The sequence below is a fragment of the Arthrobacter sp. NicSoilB11 genome (genome assembly GCF_019977375.1).
Classification (GTDB): Bacteria; Actinomycetota; Actinomycetes; order Actinomycetales; family Micrococcaceae; genus Arthrobacter.
In genome coordinates this window covers 3,643,636-3,661,303 of the sequence record NZ_AP024657.1, presented here as the reverse complement: position 1 = coordinate 3,661,303, position 17,668 = coordinate 3,643,636, and the positions used below count along the sequence as shown (strand labels likewise).

Genomic DNA, 17,668 nt, shown 5'->3' with positions numbered 1-17,668 from the left:
ATGACTGAAAACCGAGAGAACCGCGGCTACGCCACCAAAACACTGGATCTTCCCGGCTGGACCCACGTCTACTCCGGCAAGGTACGCGACCTCTATGAGCCCGCCGACGAATCCATCCTGCAGCGCGTTGGGCAGGACTGCGTACTGGTGGTGGCCAGCGACCGCATCAGCGCCTTTGACCATGTGCTGTCCAGCGAAATCCCGGACAAGGGACGCATCCTCACGCAACTGAGCCTCTGGTGGTTCGACCAGTTGGGCGTGGAACACCATGTGCTCGGCTCCACGGTGGAGGACGGCGTCCCGGCCGAGGTTGAAGGCCGGGCCATGATCTGCAAGAAGCTGGACATGTTCCCGGTGGAATGCATCGCCCGCGGCTACCTCACGGGCTCCGGCCTGCAGGAGTACAAGGCCTCCGGAACCGTATGCAACATCCCGCTGCCGGAAGGGCTGGTGGACGGATCCCGGCTGGAGCACGCCATCTTCACGCCGTCGGCCAAAGCGCTGATCGGGGAGCATGATGAGAACATCACCTACGACGCCGTAGTGGCGCTGGTGGGCGACGACATCGCGGGCCGCCTCAGTGAGTTGACGCTGAAGATTTACACGACGGCGGAAAAGATCGCCCGGGAGCGCGGCATCATCCTGGCGGACACCAAGGTGGAGTTCGGCTACGACGCAGCCTCCGGGTCGATCACCCTGGGCGACGAGGTGCTGACCCCGGATTCCTCGCGTTTCTGGGACGCTGCCACCTACAAGCCGGGCCAGGCCCAGCCGTCCTACGACAAACAGTATGTGCGGGACTGGCTGACATCGGCGGAGTCCGGCTGGGACAAGGCCTCGGACACGCCGCCGCCGGCGCTCCCCGCTGAAGTAGTGGAACGGACCCGCAGCCGCTACGTCGAAGCATACGAGAGGATCACGGGGAAGGCGTTCTCCTAGAACAACCGGAAGCCAGGTAAGCCCGCACTGCGGGTTTACCTGGCCTGGTCAGCTGGCTTTCGCAGCCGCAGCGGCGGCGCGTTTCTGCGCCAGCTTAATCTCGAGGATCGCGTCCAGCGCCTGTTGAACCCGGTCCTGGGCGCCGGCAGTGGCGAAGGCCTTTTGGGCTTCCTCGAGATGCACCAGTGCTTCGTCCGTATCACCCGCGGCCTTGAGGGACTTGCCCAGGAGGAGGGAAACTTCACCCGCGGTGTGCTTGGCGAGCTCCGCGCGTTCGGCGTGGATTTCCCGCAGCTTTTCGACGGCGGCCACAATGTCCCCGGTCAGGTACAGCCAGCGGGCACGGATGAAGGCGACCTCCAGCTGATCGGACTTGTTCCCACCCACAATCGACAAGGCCAGTTCGGCACGTTCGATTGCCGACAGGGTCTCCGGCTCCACGATGCCCGAGGAAAGCCGGACGGCTGCGGAGGCCTTGTTGAACCGGGCCCACAGTTCGATGTCATTGGCGGGGGAGAGCAGGCGTGCTGCCCGCTCATGGTGTTTGACGCCTTCCGTGTAGTCATGCCGCATGAACGCAACGTTCCCCACAACCCAGGCCACCTCGCCGGCGAGCTGCGTCATGGAAAGCTCATCCACGTGGTCGATCATGGCCTGGCAATACTTCCAGGCCTCGTCGAGCCGCCCGCTTTCTGCAAGCGCCCCGATCAGCGCGTGATGGGCGTTGATGATCAGGGTGGATCCCTTGGGAAGCTGCCTGCAGAGGTCCACTGCCTGGATCCCCTGGTCCACGGCAAGGCTCAGCTGGCCTTGTCCCTGGTAGATACCCGCCAGCATCTGGTGTGCCCGTACGGCAAGGCCTGCCGATTCCCTGGCCATGGGATGCTCCAGCAAATGCTCCATGATCTTCTGGGCTTCGCGCCAGTTTCCCTGCTTGATGAGGCATTCGGCCTGCATATAGGTCATGTTCCACCAGGCGCTGGTGTTCCGCCCCTCGAGGGCAATCTTTGCGGCCGTGGCAGCGTGGCTTGCCGCCAGTGGATAATCACGAAGGTCCCACGCCTGGCGGGCATAGAGGCCTGCCAGCACGTACTCGGCGTCGCTCACGGAAATTGGCTGGCTCCAAGCCTCCAGCGCCTTGGGGGCCAGTTCCAATCTGCGTGCCAATTCTTCAATTACTTCGGCTGTCGGCTCCCGGCGGCCGGTTTCCAGCAGCGAAATGTAGCTGGGTGAATACAGGTCCTTGCCCAGTTCGGCCTGTGTCAGTCCACGCTCCAGGCGCTCCGCGCGGAGCTTTTCTCCGAACCCGTTGCCCACGCGTTTCCTCCTTCTGGACACTTGGGCTGCCGAATGCTTGACAGTCCCTGTGGAAAATATTTTACAATGTGTGTCAACAAGGACAGTGCTGGCTTTGTAACGAATCCGACTCGTATTGAGGAACTTATATGTTGAAGAAGATCGCAACCGCGGCCGTCCTGGCTGGGGCCCTGGCTTTTTCTGCGGCGGCTCCGGCCGTCCTGGCTTCAGGTTCCGTCGCCGATAATTCGGGTGTGTCGGTAGCTGTTGGTAACTGGCCTGATCCCGCCTCAGCAAAGGTGAAGAAGGACAAGAAGACCGATACTACCTACACAACGTACGTGGGCAACTGGCCTGATCCCGCTTAAACAGCTTCCTCACACAGGAGGCGGGAGTGGCCCCGGAGCAACAGCTCCGGGGCCACTCGTTTTAACCCCGGTGTGCCGGGCCGTGACCACATCGAGACAAAAAAGAGGGCCTCCGCAAGGAGACCCTCTTTTCGTTATGGTCGGGATGACAGGATTTGAACCTGCGACCTCTTCGTCCCGAACGAAGCGCGCTACCAAGCTGCGCTACATCCCGATCCGCTGCAAAAGCAACTTTACAAGGATAGCCGATTCCGGGTCCCGATGCGAAATCCTGCCCGGTCCGGGGCGGGACGCGGGTCAGACCAGGGAGTCCTTCCACGCCCCATGCAGGTCGGCGAAGCGTCCGCCGCCGCCGATCAGTTCCTCCGGCGTGCCGTCCTCCACGATCCGCCCGTCGTGCACCACCAGGACACGGTCCGCCGTCTCCACCGTGGACAAGCGGTGGGCGATGATCAACGCCGTCCGGCGTCTGGCTTCCGTGCCGGCCAGCAGGCGGGCCAGTCCGGCCTGCACCAGGCGTTCGGACGGGATGTCCAGTGAGGAGGTTGCCTCGTCCAGGATCAGCACGGCCGGCTGCGCCAGGAACGCCCTGGCAAAGCTGATCAGCTGCCGCTGGCCGGAGGAGACCCTGCCGCCGCGCTTGTTGACATCGGTGTCGTAGCCCTCGGGAAGTTCAAGGATGAATTCGTGGGCGCCAACTGCCTTGGCGGCCTCTTCGATTTCGGCGCGTGATGCCTCCGGCCGGCCCAGGGCGATGTTGTCCGCCACCGAGCCGCTGAACAGGAAGGCCTCCTGGGTGACCATGACGATGTTCCGGCGGAGGTCGGTGGTGGCCAGGTCGCGGAGGTCCACGCCGTCCAGGGTGAGCGTTCCCGAGGTGACGTCGTAGAACCGGGCGATGAGTTTGGCCAGGGTGGATTTTCCAGCGCCCGTTTGTCCCACCAGCGCCACTGTCTGTCCGGCCGGGATGTGCAGGTCCAGGCGCGGCACCACCAACGGACCGTCGCCATAGCGGAACTCGACGCCGTTGAAGTCGATGCGTCCCGTGGCGCTGGGCAGGGCCACCGGGTTCCTGGGTGGCCGGACCGTGGGAACCTCTTCGAGCAGTCCGGACACCTTCTCCAGTGCTGCCTGCGCGCTCTGGAATGAGTTGTAGAACATGGCCATCTGGTCCACCGGCTGGAAGAAGCGCTTGGTGGACAGGATGAGGGCCAGGAGTACGCCCACTGCCAGGCCGCCGTCCAGCACCCGGAATCCGCCGAAGAGCAGGACCACGGCAACGCAGACGTTGCCAATCAGCACCAGTCCCGGTTGGAAGATGCCGTTGAGGTTGATGGAGCGGACTGTGACCAGGCGGTAGTCCTCGGCGAGTTTCCCGTAGCGCTCCGAGTTCTCCTTCTCCTTGCGGAAGGCCTTGACGGCGCGGATGCCGGTCATGGTCTCCACGAAATGCACGATCAGCCGGGCGGAGACCACGCGGGACTCCCTGAAGGCAATCTGCGAGTGCTTCTGGTACCAGCGCGAAAGGAAGAACATCGGCACGCCGGCGGCCAGCACCAGCAAACCGCTCCGCCAGTCCAGGGCAAAGATGGTGACGGCGGTGAAGGCCATGAAGAGCATTCCCGAAGCCAGTGAACTGACCCCCGAGTCGAGGAGTTCGCGCAGTGCTTCAAGGTCTGAGGTCTGCCGGGCGATGATCCTGCCGGAGGTGTATTTCTCGTGGAACTCCAGGCTGAGCCGCTGCGTGTGCCGGAAGACGCGCACCCTGAGGTCCAGCAGCATCGCCTGGCTGAGCCGCGCCGTGGAGGTGACGTACAGGGCGGTGAGTCCCGCCGTCGCAATGGCTGCCAGAAGGTAGCCGACGCCGGTGAACACCAAGGGGGCGTTGTTGCCGGCCTGGAGGGCGGGAAGGGCATGGTCGATCCCGAACGCGATCAGTGCCGGGCCGGCCACCCGCGCGGCCTGGGACAGGACCACCATGGCGATGGTCAGCCAGAACCGCGCCCGCACGGGACGGATCAGCGATCGCAGCAGGGCAAGTGACCGCCGTCGTACTGCCCGGCTGTCGCTCTTGCTGAGGTGGGCATTGTCTTCATTTGCGGTGCCGAACGTTGCAGTGCTCATCGGGACACTTCCTCAGCATTGTCTTCAAGTGCCGACAGTTCAGAGTCCAGGTCCCGCGGCTCCCGGTCCAGGCTGGCGATGACGTAGCGGTAGTGCTGGTTATGGGCCAGCAGTTCGGTATGCGTTCCGACGGCGGCGATGCGGCCGTCTTCCAGCAGGGCCACCCGGTCCGCGAGGGCCACCGTGGACGGCCGGTGGGCCACGATCAGGGTGGTGGTGTCCTTCAGGACCTCGCGGAGGCGGGCCTCCACCAGCTCCTCGGTGTGGACGTCCAGGGCTGACAGCGGGTCGTCCAGGACCAGGATCCGCGGACGGGCGGCGATGGCACGTGCCAGGGCGATCCGTTGCCGCTGGCCGCCGGACAGGCTCAGGCCTTCCTCGCCGATCAACGTGTCCACACCCCCGGGCAGGGAATAGGCGAAGTGCGCCTGCGCCACATCGAGGGCCTCGTCCAGGACCTCCTCTGTGCGGGCCGGGGCGCCGAGCAGGACGTTGTCCCGCACGGAATTGGAAAAGAGCGTGGTGTCCTCGAAGGCCACCCCCACGATCCGGCGCAGCTCCTCCACGCCGAAGTCCCGGATGTCGACGCCGTCGATGGTGATGGCGCCGCCGGTGACGTCGTACAGGCGCGGCACCAGCTGGATCAGCGCACTCTTGCCGCTGCCGGTGATGCCCACCAGGGCCATGGTTTCGCCGGGCCGGATGTCCAGGTTGATGTCCTTGAGAATGGGCTTGTCCGGGGCGTCCTCGAAGGCGAAGGTTGCGTTGTTGAAGCGCAGTGCCCCGGCCAGCTCAGCCGGCCGGCGGGGCTGGGCAGGACTGGTGATGGTGTTTTGCGTGTCCATCACTTCGTAGTGGCGGTCGACGGCGGTCTTGGCGGTGAGTGCCATGGCCAGCAGCATGCCGGAGAATTCCACGGGGGAGGCGATGACTGCCGCGGTGGCGAAGAACGCCACCAGGGAGCCGATGCTCAGCTGGCCGCTGGCGCACAGCATGACCCCGACCACCAGGCCGGCTCCCAGGGCGAGTTCAGGAAGCAGGGTGACCACCATGGTGAACGTTGCCTGGTGGCGTGCCTTCTCGATCTCTGTCTGGCGCAGGCCCTCTGCCTGTTCGTTGAAGTTTTCCAGGGCTTCCCGGCTGCGTCCGAAGGCCTTGAGCACGCGGATGCCGTGGACCGATTCCTCCACAGTGGTGGCAAGGTCGCCGGCCTGGTCCTGGCTTCGCCGCGCCACCTTGCTGAACCGGGTGCGGAACCGGAAGCTGTTGATGGTGATGGGAACGGCGGCGGCCAGGAAGATCAGGGCCAGCTGCCAGCTCATGGCGAACATGGCCACGACGCCGATGATCACCGTCAGGGTGGTGACCACCAGCATGATGGCGCCAAAAGCCATCCAGCGGCGCAGGAAGTTCAGGTCCGTCATGGCCCGGGACAGCAATTGGCCGGATCCCCACCGGTCGTGGAAGGAGACGGTCAGGTCCTGCAGATGGTTGTAAAGGGACACCCGCATGCGGGTCTCCACGGTGGTGGCGGGGTTGATGACGAACTGCCGGCGCAGCGCCACCAGTCCGGCTTCAGCGATGCCCAGGACCAGGATGACGGCAGCCGACACCCAGACCGCCTCCGGCGTGGCCCCTGGCTGCAGCGCGGTATTGACCAGGACCCGCAGCACCTGGGGGATGGTCAGCGCCACGACGCTTGCGAGCAGGGCGCACAGGAGTCCCAGCAGGAGCCTGGGGATGATGGGCCGGACGTGCGGATAAAGACGGCTGATGGATCGGAAAAATGGAGTCTGCTTGGCCATGCCCGCTTCTCAAGCTCTAAAACGAATGTAGTTTCCTCTAGCAACTACCCTATGCCATTGGCGTGAGGCGGTTCACAGGGATTTGCGGTGCTGGCCGGCTGCTTGCCCAGTTATTGCAGACCGTAATGCTTTCGGTTCAGTTGGGGGAGGTAAGGGTCAGCAGGACGGCCTCGGGTTTGCAGGCGATCCTTACCGGGGCGAAGCGTGAGGTGCCGATGCCGCCGGACACGTTGACCGGCGTCGTGCTTCCGTTGCTTGACCAGTCGTTGAGGCCCTTCGCCCGCCATGTGGGGAGGTCGCAGTTGGCCACGAGGGCGCCATACCCGGGGATGCACAGCTGGCCCCCGTGTGTGTGGCCGGCCAGCAGGAGGTCCGCGCCGCTTTCGGTGAAGTGGTCCAGGACCCGCTGGTACGGTGCATGGATGACCGCGATCCTGAGGTGGTCCTTGGCATCCTGGCTGACCGTTCCACGGGGCCAGCCGGCGTACCGTTCCCGGTTCAGGTGCGGGTCGTCGACGCCGGAGAAATCGAAGCGCATGCCGTTGAGGACCAATGACTGGTGGCGATTGGTCAGGTCCACCCAGCCGCTCATGCCGAAGCCGGACCGCAGGCGCGGCCAGTCGAGGGCAACCGGCTTGGGCTTCGCCTTGGACGGCCCCAGCAGGTAGGACGCAGGGTTCTTTGGGCTGGGCGCGAAGTAGTCGTTGGACCCGGGGACAAAGACGCCGGGGAACTGCAGCAGCGGTTTCAGGGCATCCAGCAGCGGGTCCACAGCCTTCACGTGGCTGAGGTTGTCGCCGGTGTTCACCACCAGGTCCGGCCTGAGGTCCGCCAGGGACCTTAGCCAATCAGCCTTCTTCCGCTGCCCCGGCACGAAGTGGATGTCGCTCAGGTGCAGGATGCGGAACGGACCGCGGCCGGGAGGGAGGATGGCCAGGGTTTCCTCCCGGAGGACGAACTGGTTCTTCTCCCACAGGCCGTAGCCGAAGGCTGCCATTCCGGCCGCGGCCCCGGCGCCTGCAGTGACGGCAAAGCCGCGCCCGATTGCGCGGGCGCGGCCTGCCAGGCTGTCGATGCTCATGCGTGCTTAGCCGTTGCCCTTTCCATTCCCGTTGCCATTGCTGGTGGGGGCGGGGGCCGGCGCCTGGGTGGCGGGCGCCTGCGTTGCCGGCGTGGACGGTACGGGAGCCTGGGTGGCCTGCGGGGTGGTCCTTCCAGGCGAAGTAGTGGTTGTTCCGTTGACCATGTTGCTCGGCGGTGCCGGGAACGGGTTGGTGCCGTATGCCGGGGCGATCTTCGCCATGTAGTTGGAGAACATGGGACCGGCGATCATGTAACCATCGATGCCTTTATAGAACTTGCCGTTGACCGTGATGTTCTGCCCTGCACGGTCCTGTGCTCCCAGCGGGTCGCCGAACCAGGCGGCCGTTGCCAGGCCGGTGGTATGCCCAACAACCCAGGTGGAGCCGTTGTTGTTGGACGTACCGGTCTTGGCACCAATGGGGAAGCTGGTCTTGGTGGAAATCCGGGGCTGGATCAGCGAACCGGAGCCCCTGTTCAGCACTTCCTGGAGCGCGTAGTTCACGCCGCGTGCAACCTCCGGTTTGATGGCGTCACGGCAGCTGCTGGACTGTGCCGGGAGCTGCTTGCCGGTGGCGTCCGTCACCGAGGTGATGGCGATGGGCTCGCAGTACTTGCCGTCGTTAGCGAAGGTGGCAAACGCGCTGGCCATGGTCAGCGGAGAGGTCTGCGTGGACCCCAGCAGGTTGCCCAGCGTCATCATGTTCACCTTGGGGTTCGGCTCGCTGCCGTCCGCTGAGGGCAGGCCGCTGTGCAGTCCCACCGCATCAGCGATCTTCTGGATGCCGCAGAAGTCCAGCTGTGCCGCGGACGCAAACGTCACCGTGTTGATCGAGTTGTAAAGGCCCTCCAGGACCGACAGCGGCTTGTACCACTGGGGCTCGGCGTTCTGGAGGTCGTCAGCCGCGTCCAGGCCCGCGTTCTTCTGCGCCGTGCTGTAGGCACCCTGGACCTTGCCGCAGGTGTTGCGCCACGGATAGCCGATCGGGTAAACGCGCTGGGCCGCGTTGACCATGGTGTTCATGGACTTGCCCTCGTTGAGCCACTCGGCAAAGGTGAACGGCTTCATGGTGGACCCGGGCTGGGCGCCGCCCATGCCGTTGAGGTCGTTGCCGTCCTTATCCAGCTTGTCCACGTTGAAGTTGAGCTGGGAATCGAAGCCCTGGCCGGGCAGGAATGTGGTGTTCTGGGCCATTGAGATGATCTTGCCCGTACCCGGCTGCACCGACACCATGGAGGCACCCCACTTGTCGGGGTTGGCGCCGGCGGCGGCATTGGCCTGCTCCTGGGCCGTGGCCTGGGCCTTGGGGTCCAGTGTGGTGGTGATGGTCAGGCCGCCGCCGTAGATCAGCCGCTGGCGCTCCTTGACGTCCGCGCCGTAGGCAGGGTTGTTCTCCAGCAGGTGCAGGATGTAGTCGCAGAAGTACGGGGCCGAGGCCGCGTAGGCGCAGCCCTGCTTGGGCTGGGTCACCTTGGGCTCCACCGGGGTGGCGACGGCGGCGTCGTGTTCCGCCTGGGTGATCTTCTTCTGGTCAAGCATCAGTCCCAGCACCAGGTCCCTGCGCTGCTTTGACTTCTCGGGATTGATGATGGGGTCAAAGGCGGAGGGGCTGTTCACCAGGCCGGCCAGCAGCGCTGCCTGGGGGAGCGTCAGGTCCTTGGCGGTGGTGCTGAAGAAGTACCTGGAAGCGGCCTCGATGCCATATGCATCACGGTTGAAGAACACGATGTTCAGGTAGCCCTCAAGGATCTGGTCCTTGCTGAACTCCTTCTCCAGGGCGATGGCGAGCTTCATCTCGCGGAGCTTGTCACCAACACCCTTGTTGACGCCGTTCAGCTTGATCTGGTCCTCCTCGCCGGCGGCGGCGAGGTTGGCGTTGAGAACGTTGTTGACGTACTGCTGAGTGATGGTGGAGGCACCCTGCTTGTTGCCTCGGATGGTGCTGACCAGCGCGCGGAGGATACCGGTGGTGTCCACGCCGCCGTGGTCATAGAACCTGCTGTCCTCGACGGCGAGGATGGCGTTCTTCATGTTCGGTGAAATCTGGTCCAGCGGAACCTTGGTGCGGTTCTCGGTATAGACGCTGGCGATCTCGCTGCCGTCGGCAGCCAGGATCCGGGTGGTCTGGCTGGGGGGATCTACCTTCAGCTCCGCCGGAAGGGAATCGAAAAAGTCGATGGAACCGCTTGCCGCGCTGCCGGAGACGGCCGCGGCAGGCACCAGGAGGCCTGCCACGAGGACACCGCAAATTGCGCTCACACCAAGGAAAAGAAGGATCTTACCCAGTGTGGTGGCAGTGTCGAATAAGGGGTTCTTGCGAGTCGCCATGTTTTCCACTTTACCGGCAAGGGCTACGCTTTCTTTCATGACCAAATGGGAGTACGCGACGATTCCGCTCATTATCCACGCCACAAAGCAGATCCTGGACCAGTGGGGAGAGGACGGCTGGGAGCTCGTCCAGGTAGTCCCCGGACCTGACGGCAACGGCCTTGTCGCCTACCTCAAAAGGGAGAAGCAGTAGCATGAGCACCCCCGCAGAAGCCCAGTCCAGCGCCGCAGCGGCGCCCGTATCCGCCGTCGAGCAGCGCCTCGCGGAACTCGGCATCACCCTGCCCGAGGTCGCCGCCCCGGTGGCCTCCTACGTTCCCGCCGTAGTCTCAGGGAGCCATGTCTACACCTCGGGCCAGTTGCCGTTTATTAACGGCAAACTCGAAGCTACGGGCAAGGTGTCCGCGGGCACCGAAGGGTACGCCGACGAGCCCACCGTTTCCCCGGAGGACGCGCAGCGCTTCGCAGCGGTCTGCGCCGTCAACGCCCTGGCCGCCGTCAAGAGCGTCATCGGGGACCTGGACCGGATCACCCGGATCGTGAAGGTGGTGGGATTCGTCGCTTCGGATCCCTCGTTCACGGGCCAGCCCGCCGTCGTCAACGGTGCCTCGGAACTGCTGGGCCGCGTCCTCGGTGACGCCGGGCAGCACGCACGTTCCGCCGTCGGCGTTGCCGTTCTTCCGCTCGACTCTCCCGTAGAAGTCGAGCTCATTGCCGAATTCAGCTAAGACCGGACACTTCCCTTGCCGCACCTCGCACGACGCCTTTTTGCACTTCCCCAAGACCTTGAAGGGGCGGCGCAAAGCTGGCTCGAACACGGCGAGCGCACCCCCCGGGCCGCGCGCTACGCCTCATCCGTAGTCCTCCTGCGTGATTCACCCACCGGCCTGGAGACTTGGCTGGGTTACCGGCCCGGCTCCTCGCCGCTGGGCGTCCTGGCGTTCCCCGGCGGGTCCCTTGACCCGGCCGACGACGACGCCATGGGTTGGCTGGGACCCTCACCGCAGCATTGGGCCGAGCAGATGGGAACGGACGACGTCGGGCTGGCCCGCCGCCACGTGGTGGGCGCCATCCGGGAACTCTTCGAGGAGACCGGCGTGCTCCTGGCCGGTCCCGACATGTCCAGCACGGTGGAGGCCACGTCCACGTCCGAGTGGATGCGGGCACGCGTGGCGGTGGCCGACCAGGAGAAGACGCTTGCCCAGGTGCTGGGCAAGCGCGGGCTCTCCCTGCGCACCGACCTGCTCAAGTCCCTCGTCAACTGGCGCAGCCCCGACTTCGCGCACCGCCGCTTCGACACCCGCTACTTCGCCGCCACGGTGCCGCTGGGCCAGGAACCTTCGCTGCTGGACGGCAAGGGCGTGTGGGGCAGGTGGGTCAACGCCGCGCAGGTGATCCAGGAGCGGAACTCCACGGCGCTGGGCGACGAGGCAGGCCAGGAGAACACGGTGGGCCGCCCGCTGGGCGAACTGCTGGTCCCGGGTTCCGAAATCATGCTCGAGAAGATGGCCGCGGCCAACGGCTGCATTGCCTACCTGAGCTACAAGCGCAAGCCCCACGTTTACCAGCCAACCCTGGTTGAAGAGGACGGCAGGCTCATGCTCGAAGTCGAGGCTGCCAAGACCGTGGCGGGGGACCACCAGCGCGAACGCTGACGCTCCACGGAGCCGGGTAAAATCTTCACCAAAGCCACACCGGGAGCAAGGGGGCGCCTTTGCGCGCAACGGTCAAGGACGTAGCGCGCCTCGCAGGGGTTTCGCCAAAGACCGTCTCGAACGTCATGAACGGCATTGTTCCGGTCAGCGGCCCCACCAGGATCAAGGTGGAGCAGGCCATGGCGGAACTGGACTACGTTCCCAACCTCTCTGCCCGGGGACTGCGCAACGGAAGGTCGGGCGTCATCGCCCTGGCCCTGCCCGATCTGGCCACGCCGTACTCCGCCGAGATCGCACACAGCGTGGTGGAGGTGGCCCACGAGCAGGGGTGGAGCGTGCAGATCGAGGAGACGGGGTCCGATCCCACGCGCGAATACGAGCTGATGTCGCGGGCGCGGTCCAACCTCATCGACGGGCTCATCCTCAACCCCGTGGTTTTGGACGAGAGTGCCGTGAAGGTGGGGGTTGCCCTGCCTCCGGTGGTCCTGCTGGGTGAGGTGACGCAGAAACTGGCTGACCGTGTATGGGTGGACAGTGTTGCCGCCGCACGGGACATGACGCTGGCGCTGGGCAGGACCGGGAGGCGCCGTATTGCCGTGCTGGGGGCCGCGGAAGGCAGGGGCTCGGCGGCGGCCGTCCTCCGCACCCGTGGGTACCAGGCTGCACTCGAAGAACTTGGCATTGGCTGGGATGACTCACTGATCATCCCCTGCGAAAAGTGGAGCCCGGATACGGCGGCGAAAGCGCTGTCCACCTACCTTGACTCGCATCCCCTGCCCGAGGCCTTGTTCTGCTTCACCGACTCCATGGCCATCGGGGCCCTCAGTGTGCTGTGGAAGCGGGGCATCAGGGTGCCCGACGACGTGGCCGTAGCCGGCTTCGACGACATCGCCGACGCCAGGTATGCAGTGCCGTCGCTGACCACCGTTTCCTTTGACAAGCGCCAGGTGGCCAGGGAGGCCTTGCGCCTCCTGACCGAGCGCATGGCCGACCGTGAGGGCCCGCAGAAGGTAGTGGCCATCGATTACCGGATCGTGGAACGGCAGAGTACCTCCTAGGCTCCTGCCCTCCGACCGGGATCCTGGCGCGGGAGCCCTAATCGAGAGTGGCGGGTCACTTTGCGAACGCTAACAATTATCCATTGCGGTGGCCATTACATCGATGTAATGTGAGGCGTGCGTCACACCGGGGGCCCCGCGGGGCATGGCTGCCCAGCATGCGGCAGCAACGGTTTGTGGCGCGGGAATGACTTTCAGCGGACCCATCCAAAGGAGTGACGGGTGAAGCAGTTTGATTTTTTCGCAGGCAGGCAGCTGTCGAGACGGCAGCTGTTGTCGGGAACCGCAGCAATGGGCAGCGTCATTGCTGCGGCGGGCCTGGCAGGGTGCGGTGGGAATGCCTCCGCAGCGGCCGCCAGGGACATCCAGTTCTGGCATCTGTTGTCCGGCGGCGACGGCATCAAGATGCAGGCCATGATCAACAAGGCGAACGAAGCCAACCCCGGGTTCAAGGTGCACCCGACCGTCCTTGCGTGGGGCCCGCCCTACTACACCAAGCTCGCCATGGCCTCGGCCGGCGGCCGGCCGCCGGAGTTGGCCATCATGCACGCCAGCCGTGTCCCGGGCTACGCCCCGGGCGGCCTGATTGAGCCCTGGGACCTCTCGCTGCTGGCAGAGCACGGCGTCACCGGCGCCGACTTTGCCCCGCGGATCTGGCAGAAGAGCCAGCAGGACGGCAAGGTGTTTTCCATCGCCCTGGATTCGCACCCGTTCATCATGTTCTACAACACGGACATTGCCCGCAAGGCCGGCGTCCTGGGTGGTAACGGGCAGCTGCAGGAGGTCACGTCCCCGCAGGGGTTCATGGCCATGGCCAAGGAAATGCAGAAGGTCACGCAGGCCCACGGGTTGTCCTTTGGCTACCTCGGCAGCGGATCCCAGATGTGGCGGCTGTTCTACACGCTCTACAAGCAGCACGGCGCGGACATGACGCTGACGCCGGGCCAGCCGATGAAGGTTGACCGGGACGCCGCCATTGAGTCGCTGGAATTCATGGCATCGCTTTTCGACGACACCATTGCGGCAAAGAGCGGCGACATCAGCACCGGCATCGCGGAATTCGCCCGCGGCGGCTCGGGCATGCTGTTCAGCGGCGTCTGGGAACTGCCGACCATGAAGAAGGCAGGCCTCCCGGTGGACGCTGCAACGATCCCCACGCTCTTTGGCACCCCGGCCGCGTACGCGGACTCGCATTCCTTCGTCCTGCCACGGCAATTGAACGTGGACGATACGAAGCGGCGCGATGTCTACAAGTTCGTCAGCGACATCCTCAAAGGATCGCTGTCCTGGGCGGAGGCAGGACACATCCCCGCCTACCAGCCCGTGGTCCAGTCCCAGGCGTATAAGGCCCTCACACCGCAGGTGCATTACGCCAACGCCGCAGACGTCATTGCCTACGATCCCGAAGCCTGGTTCAGCGGCTCCGGTTCCGACTGGCAGACCTACTTTGCCGAAAACGTCCAAAACGTCCTCCTAGGCCGCGACAAGGCAGCGGCCGGATGGGACGCCTTCGAAAAGCGCACCAACACCCTTCTTTCCCGGCCAAATCCGGTCTAACCGCCCGAGCGACAAAGGAGTCCTTCATGAGTTCTTCACCAGCAGCCCGGCGCAGGACCGGGAGCCTCGCCAGGAGCAACCTCAGCGGCTGGGGGTTTGCGGCGCCCTTCCTGGCTTTCTTCGTCGTCTTCCTGGTGTGGCCGGTTCTTTACGGCATCTATATGAGCCTCACCGGCAAATCCCTTACCGGAGCCAACGACAGCGTGATCGGTTTCGCGAACTACGCCGAAGCCTTCGCCGATGCCGACATGTGGCGTTCGCTCGGCAACACCCTCTACTTCACCGTCATCAGCACGGTCCCGCTGGTGCTGGTCGCTTTGGTGATGGCGGCACTGCTCAACGCCGGCCTGCCGGCGCAGTGGCTTTGGCGCCTGTCCTACTTTGCCCCGTACCTGCTCGCGTCCACCGTGGTTTCGCTGTTCTTCAGCTGGATGTACAACCCGCAGCTGGGCCTCATCAACGATTCCCTGTCCAGGATCGGCATCCCCAAAGTCGCCTGGCTCAACGACCCCAACGTGGCCATGTGGGCCATCGTCATTGCCACGCTGTGGTGGACGGTGGGGTTCAACTTCCTGCTGTACCTGGCGGCCATGCAGAACATCCCGCAGCAGCACTATGAGGCGGCATCCCTCGACGGCGCCGGAGCCTGGCGCCAGCTCTTCTCGATCACCTTGCCGCAACTGGGCCCCACCACCGTGATGATCGTGCTCCTCCAGGTCCTTGCCTCGCTCAAGATCTTCGACCAGGTGTACCAGATGACCGCCGGCGGGCCCGGAGGGTCCACCAGGCCGGTGGTGCAGTACATCTTCGAAACCGGGTTCACCGGCTACCGGCTGGGCTATTCCGCAGCCATCTCCTACATCTTCTTCGGACTGATCGTGGTCGTCTCGGTCATGCAGTTCGTCATCACGCGCCGCAGGAGTGCATAACCATGGCAACCCAGACCATCAGCCGGCCCCGGCCAGGCACCAACACCAGCCAGGAAACCCGCCAGCCCCGCAAGACGATGACCCCGGGCAAGATCGCCACCCTGGTGGTGGCCGCGGCCATCGCGGTCCTGTGGCTGATCCCGTTCGCCTGGGCCACCGCCACCGCCTTCAAGAGCGAGACGGATGCCGCAGCTCCGAAGGTCAGCTGGCTGCCGCCGTCGGGCTTTACTGCCGACGCATTCGTCAAGGTCTTCCAGGACGGAAACATCCCGCTTTGGACGTGGAATTCCCTCTATACTTCGGCCGCCATCACGGCCATCACCCTGGTGATCTCGGCGCTCGTGGCCTACGCCCTGTCCCGGATCGACTTCAAGGGCAAGAAGGTGCTGATGACGGTAATCATCGCCTCCATCATCGTCCCGCCGCCGGTCCTGATCATTCCGCTCTTCTACCAGATGCTCGCCCTGCACATGGTGGACACCTCATGGGCCATCATCCTGCCCCAGGTCATCCACCCGGCCATGGTGTTCGTACTCAAGAAGTTCTTCGACCAGATTCCCCGCGAACTTGAGGAAGCCGCGGTGATGGACGGTGCCAGCCGCATGAGGATCTTCACCCAGATCATCCTGCCGTTGTCCCGGCCCATCCTGGCCGCCGTCGCCATCTTTGTGTTCATCGGCGCATGGAACAACTTCCTGTGGCCGTTCATCGCCACCAACGACGCCTCGCTGCTCACCCTCCCGGTGGGCCTGCAAACCATCAAGAGCGCCTACGGCATCCAGTACGCGCAGAACATGGCGTCCGCCCTGCTCGCGGCGCTGCCGCTCATCCTCGTGTTCCTTTTCTTCCAGCGCCAGATCATCAAGGGCGTCGCGACGACGGGCCTCGCCGGAACCTGAGCCGGCACCTTCCGCCCATCCAGACCCACACCTGCGAACCAACCACAACCAAGGAGATGTCTCACATGTCCCGCGCACGGATCACCCTCGACCGCGACTTCACCATCGGCGAAGTCCCCCGACGCCTCTTTGGCTCCTTCGTGGAGCACATGGGCCGCTGCGTCTACACCGGCATCTACGAACCGGGCCACCCTGAAGCGGATGAAAACGGCTTCCGGCAGGACGTCCTCAAACTCGTCAAGGAACTCGGCGCCACCGTCATCCGCTACCCGGGCGGCAACTTCGTCTCCGGCTACAACTGGGAAGACGGCATCGGCCCCCGCGAAAACCGGCCCCGCCGGCTGGACGGCGCCTGGCACACCGTGGAGACCAATGCGTTCGGCCTCCACGAATTCGTGGACTGGTCCCGCCAGGCCGGCACAGAAATCATGGAAGCCATCAACCTGGGCACCGGGGGAGTGGACGCGGCCCGCGAGATCGTCGAGTACGCCAACCACCCCGGCGGCAGCTACTGGTCCGACCTCCGCGCGAAGAACGGCCACAAGGATCCGTTCAACATCAAGCTCTGGTGCCTGGGCAACGAGATGGACGGGCCGTGGCAGATCGGCCACAAGACCGCAGAGGAATACGGCCGTCTGGCCCAGGAAGCCGCCAAGGCCATGCGTTTCGTGGACCCGGACATTGAACTGGTGGCCTGCGGAAGTTCCAACTCCGGCATGCCCACCTTCGGCGCCTGGGAGCAGACTGTCCTGACCCATGCCTACGACGAGGTGGACTACGTCTCCCTCCACGCCTACTACCAGGAGCACGACGGCGACGTGGGCAGCTTCCTCGCCAGCGCAGTCGACACCGACTATTTCATCGAGTCAGTCATCGCAACCGCCGACGCCGTCCGGGCGAAGGGAAAGCACAAGAAACACATCAACCTTTCCTTCGACGAATGGAATGTCTGGTACCAGCGCGGCCGGGACACCGAGGACCAGCTGCGCAACGTCGCCAAGGCCGGCTGGCGCGAGCACCCCCGGCTTATCGAGGACAAGTACAACGTGACGGATGCCGTGGTGGTGGGAACCCTGCTGAACTCGCTGCTCCGCCACGGCGACCGCGTCAAAATCGCCAACCAGGCGCAGCTGGTCAACGTCATCGCCCCGATCTTCAGCGAGGAGAACGGCCCGGCCTGGCGCCAGACCATCTTCCACCCGTTCGCCCGGATGGCAGAGCTGGCCAAGGGCCAGATCCTGCGGTTGTCCGTGGACTCGGACCAGTACGCCAACAGCCGGTTTGGTGACACGGACCTGGTGGATGTCAGCGCCACCTGGAACGAGGAAACCGGCCGCGTGGCCCTGTTCCTGGCCAACCGCGGCCTGGAAGAGGCCGCGGACGTGGAGGTCAGCCTGCGGGGCTTCGACGCACGGCGGGTGGTCAGGGCGGAGGTGCTCGAGATCCCGGAAGGCGGCGACCGCTTCACCATCAACAACCAGGAAAAACCCGACCGGGTGGGCCTGAAGCCGCTTGAGGGAGCCAAGGCAACAGGATCTGAGCTCCGGCTGGGACTTCCCGCCCTGTCGTGGGCTGTGGTGGAACTGGACGTGGCGAAGAACTGACCCACGTTCCAGGCACAAAAGGTCA

The 17,668-nt window shown here is 64.7% G+C and carries 15 protein-coding genes and 1 tRNA gene; 10 read left to right on the top strand and 6 right to left on the bottom strand.

The genetic code is table 11. The annotated features are described in order from the left end of the window. On the top strand, positions 1-939 hold the full coding sequence (locus LDO14_RS17070; protein WP_223992641.1) for a phosphoribosylaminoimidazolesuccinocarboxamide synthase: 939 nt from the start codon (positions 1-3) through the stop codon (positions 937-939). A 48-nt stretch (positions 940-987) separates the two neighbouring features. Here the strand turns inward: LDO14_RS17070 and LDO14_RS17065 are convergent, their stop codons facing one another. Then, entirely contained in the window at positions 988-2,256 is a 1,269-nt protein-coding gene (locus LDO14_RS17065) for a helix-turn-helix transcriptional regulator (protein ID WP_018768988.1), read from the bottom strand. Between the two features lie 128 nt (positions 2,257-2,384). On the opposite strand from LDO14_RS17065, the gene LDO14_RS17060 reads away from it, so the two are divergent. Beyond that, positions 2,385-2,603 carry a hypothetical protein gene (locus LDO14_RS17060; protein WP_018768987.1) on the top strand — a complete coding sequence of 73 codons (219 nt, stop codon included), beginning with the start codon at positions 2,385-2,387 and terminating at the stop codon, positions 2,601-2,603. A gap of 137 nt (positions 2,604-2,740) precedes the next feature. Here the strand turns inward: LDO14_RS17060 and LDO14_RS17055 are convergent. From LDO14_RS17055 to LDO14_RS17035, 5 genes are all read right to left on the bottom strand, one after another. Then, positions 2,741-2,817, bottom strand: a tRNA-Pro gene (locus tag LDO14_RS17055). 83 nt (positions 2,818-2,900) lie between these two features. Further along, on the bottom strand, positions 2,901-4,727 hold the full coding sequence (locus LDO14_RS17050; RefSeq protein ID WP_056392561.1) for an ABC transporter ATP-binding protein: 1,827 nt from the start codon (positions 4,725-4,727) through the stop codon (positions 2,901-2,903). Further along, the gene (locus tag LDO14_RS17045; RefSeq protein WP_056392563.1) at positions 4,724-6,532 is read right to left on the bottom strand and encodes an ABC transporter ATP-binding protein; all 1,809 of its coding nucleotides are present in this window, start codon (positions 6,530-6,532) and stop codon (positions 4,724-4,726) included. Before LDO14_RS17045 ends, LDO14_RS17050 begins: the two co-directional genes overlap by 4 nt. A 136-nt stretch (positions 6,533-6,668) precedes the next feature. After that, a complete protein-coding gene (locus tag LDO14_RS17040) occupies positions 6,669-7,613 on the bottom strand; it encodes a metallophosphoesterase (protein ID WP_018768984.1) in 945 nt (314 codons plus the stop codon). Positions 7,614-7,619: 6 nt separating this feature from the next. Further along, positions 7,620-9,941, bottom strand: coding sequence for a transglycosylase domain-containing protein (locus tag LDO14_RS17035; RefSeq protein ID WP_134164158.1), 2,322 nt, complete (start codon positions 9,939-9,941; stop codon positions 7,620-7,622). Positions 9,942-9,978: 37 nt separating this feature from the next. Between LDO14_RS17035 and LDO14_RS17030 the strand changes: the two genes are divergently transcribed. From LDO14_RS17030 to LDO14_RS16995, 8 genes are all read left to right on the top strand, one after another. Beyond that, entirely contained in the window at positions 9,979-10,134 is a 156-nt protein-coding gene (locus LDO14_RS17030; RefSeq protein WP_009359196.1) for a DUF4177 domain-containing protein, read from the top strand. Position 10,135: 1 nt separating this feature from the next. Beyond that, the gene (locus LDO14_RS17025) at positions 10,136-10,669 is read left to right on the top strand and encodes a RidA family protein (RefSeq protein WP_018768982.1); all 534 of its coding nucleotides are present in this window, start codon (positions 10,136-10,138) and stop codon (positions 10,667-10,669) included. Positions 10,670-10,684: 15 nt separating this feature from the next. Next, complete coding sequence (locus tag LDO14_RS17020) at positions 10,685-11,596, top strand: NUDIX hydrolase (protein ID WP_018768981.1); 912 nt, start codon at positions 10,685-10,687, stop codon at positions 11,594-11,596. A gap of 59 nt (positions 11,597-11,655) precedes the next feature. After that, positions 11,656-12,654, top strand: a complete 999-nt coding sequence (locus tag LDO14_RS17015; RefSeq protein WP_134164157.1) for a LacI family DNA-binding transcriptional regulator — start codon at positions 11,656-11,658, stop codon at positions 12,652-12,654. A 222-nt stretch (positions 12,655-12,876) separates the two neighbouring features. Continuing rightward, on the top strand, positions 12,877-14,211 hold the full coding sequence (locus LDO14_RS17010; RefSeq protein WP_223992640.1) for an extracellular solute-binding protein: 1,335 nt from the start codon (positions 12,877-12,879) through the stop codon (positions 14,209-14,211). Between the two features lie 26 nt (positions 14,212-14,237). Next, the gene (locus LDO14_RS17005; protein ID WP_018768978.1) at positions 14,238-15,140 is read left to right on the top strand and encodes a sugar ABC transporter permease; all 903 of its coding nucleotides are present in this window, start codon (positions 14,238-14,240) and stop codon (positions 15,138-15,140) included. 2 nt (positions 15,141-15,142) lie between these two features. After that, positions 15,143-16,039 (top strand): carbohydrate ABC transporter permease, encoded by an 897-nt coding sequence (locus LDO14_RS17000; RefSeq protein ID WP_056392567.1) that lies wholly within the window; start codon positions 15,143-15,145, stop codon positions 16,037-16,039. A gap of 65 nt (positions 16,040-16,104) precedes the next feature. Further along, the gene (locus LDO14_RS16995) at positions 16,105-17,643 is read left to right on the top strand and encodes an alpha-N-arabinofuranosidase (RefSeq protein WP_018768976.1); all 1,539 of its coding nucleotides are present in this window, start codon (positions 16,105-16,107) and stop codon (positions 17,641-17,643) included. Positions 17,644-17,668: the final 25 nt, after the last annotated feature.

Excerpts from the sequence above, each read along its gene's own strand:
- LDO14_RS17070 (WP_223992641.1), top strand. The coding sequence starts at position 1 with ATGACTGAAAACCGAGAGAACCGCGGCTACGCCACCAAAACACTGGAT.
- LDO14_RS17060 (WP_018768987.1), top strand. The coding sequence starts at position 2,385 with ATGTTGAAGAAGATCGCAACCGCGGCCGTCCTGGCTGGGGCCCTGGCT.
- LDO14_RS17030 (WP_009359196.1), top strand. The coding sequence starts at position 9,979 with ATGACCAAATGGGAGTACGCGACGATTCCGCTCATTATCCACGCCACA.
- LDO14_RS17005 (WP_018768978.1), top strand. The coding sequence starts at position 14,238 with ATGAGTTCTTCACCAGCAGCCCGGCGCAGGACCGGGAGCCTCGCCAGG.
- LDO14_RS17000 (WP_056392567.1), top strand. The coding sequence starts at position 15,143 with ATGGCAACCCAGACCATCAGCCGGCCCCGGCCAGGCACCAACACCAGC.
- LDO14_RS17035 (WP_134164158.1), bottom strand. The coding sequence starts at position 9,941 with ATGGCGACTCGCAAGAACCCCTTATTCGACACTGCCACCACACTGGGT.
- LDO14_RS17040 (WP_018768984.1), bottom strand. The coding sequence starts at position 7,613 with ATGAGCATCGACAGCCTGGCAGGCCGCGCCCGCGCAATCGGGCGCGGC.
- LDO14_RS17025 (WP_018768982.1), top strand. The coding sequence starts at position 10,136 with ATGAGCACCCCCGCAGAAGCCCAGTCCAGCGCCGCAGCGGCGCCCGTA.
- LDO14_RS16995 (WP_018768976.1), top strand. The coding sequence starts at position 16,105 with ATGTCCCGCGCACGGATCACCCTCGACCGCGACTTCACCATCGGCGAA.
- LDO14_RS17045 (WP_056392563.1), bottom strand. The coding sequence starts at position 6,532 with ATGGCCAAGCAGACTCCATTTTTCCGATCCATCAGCCGTCTTTATCCG.
- LDO14_RS17050 (WP_056392561.1), bottom strand. The coding sequence starts at position 4,727 with ATGAGCACTGCAACGTTCGGCACCGCAAATGAAGACAATGCCCACCTC.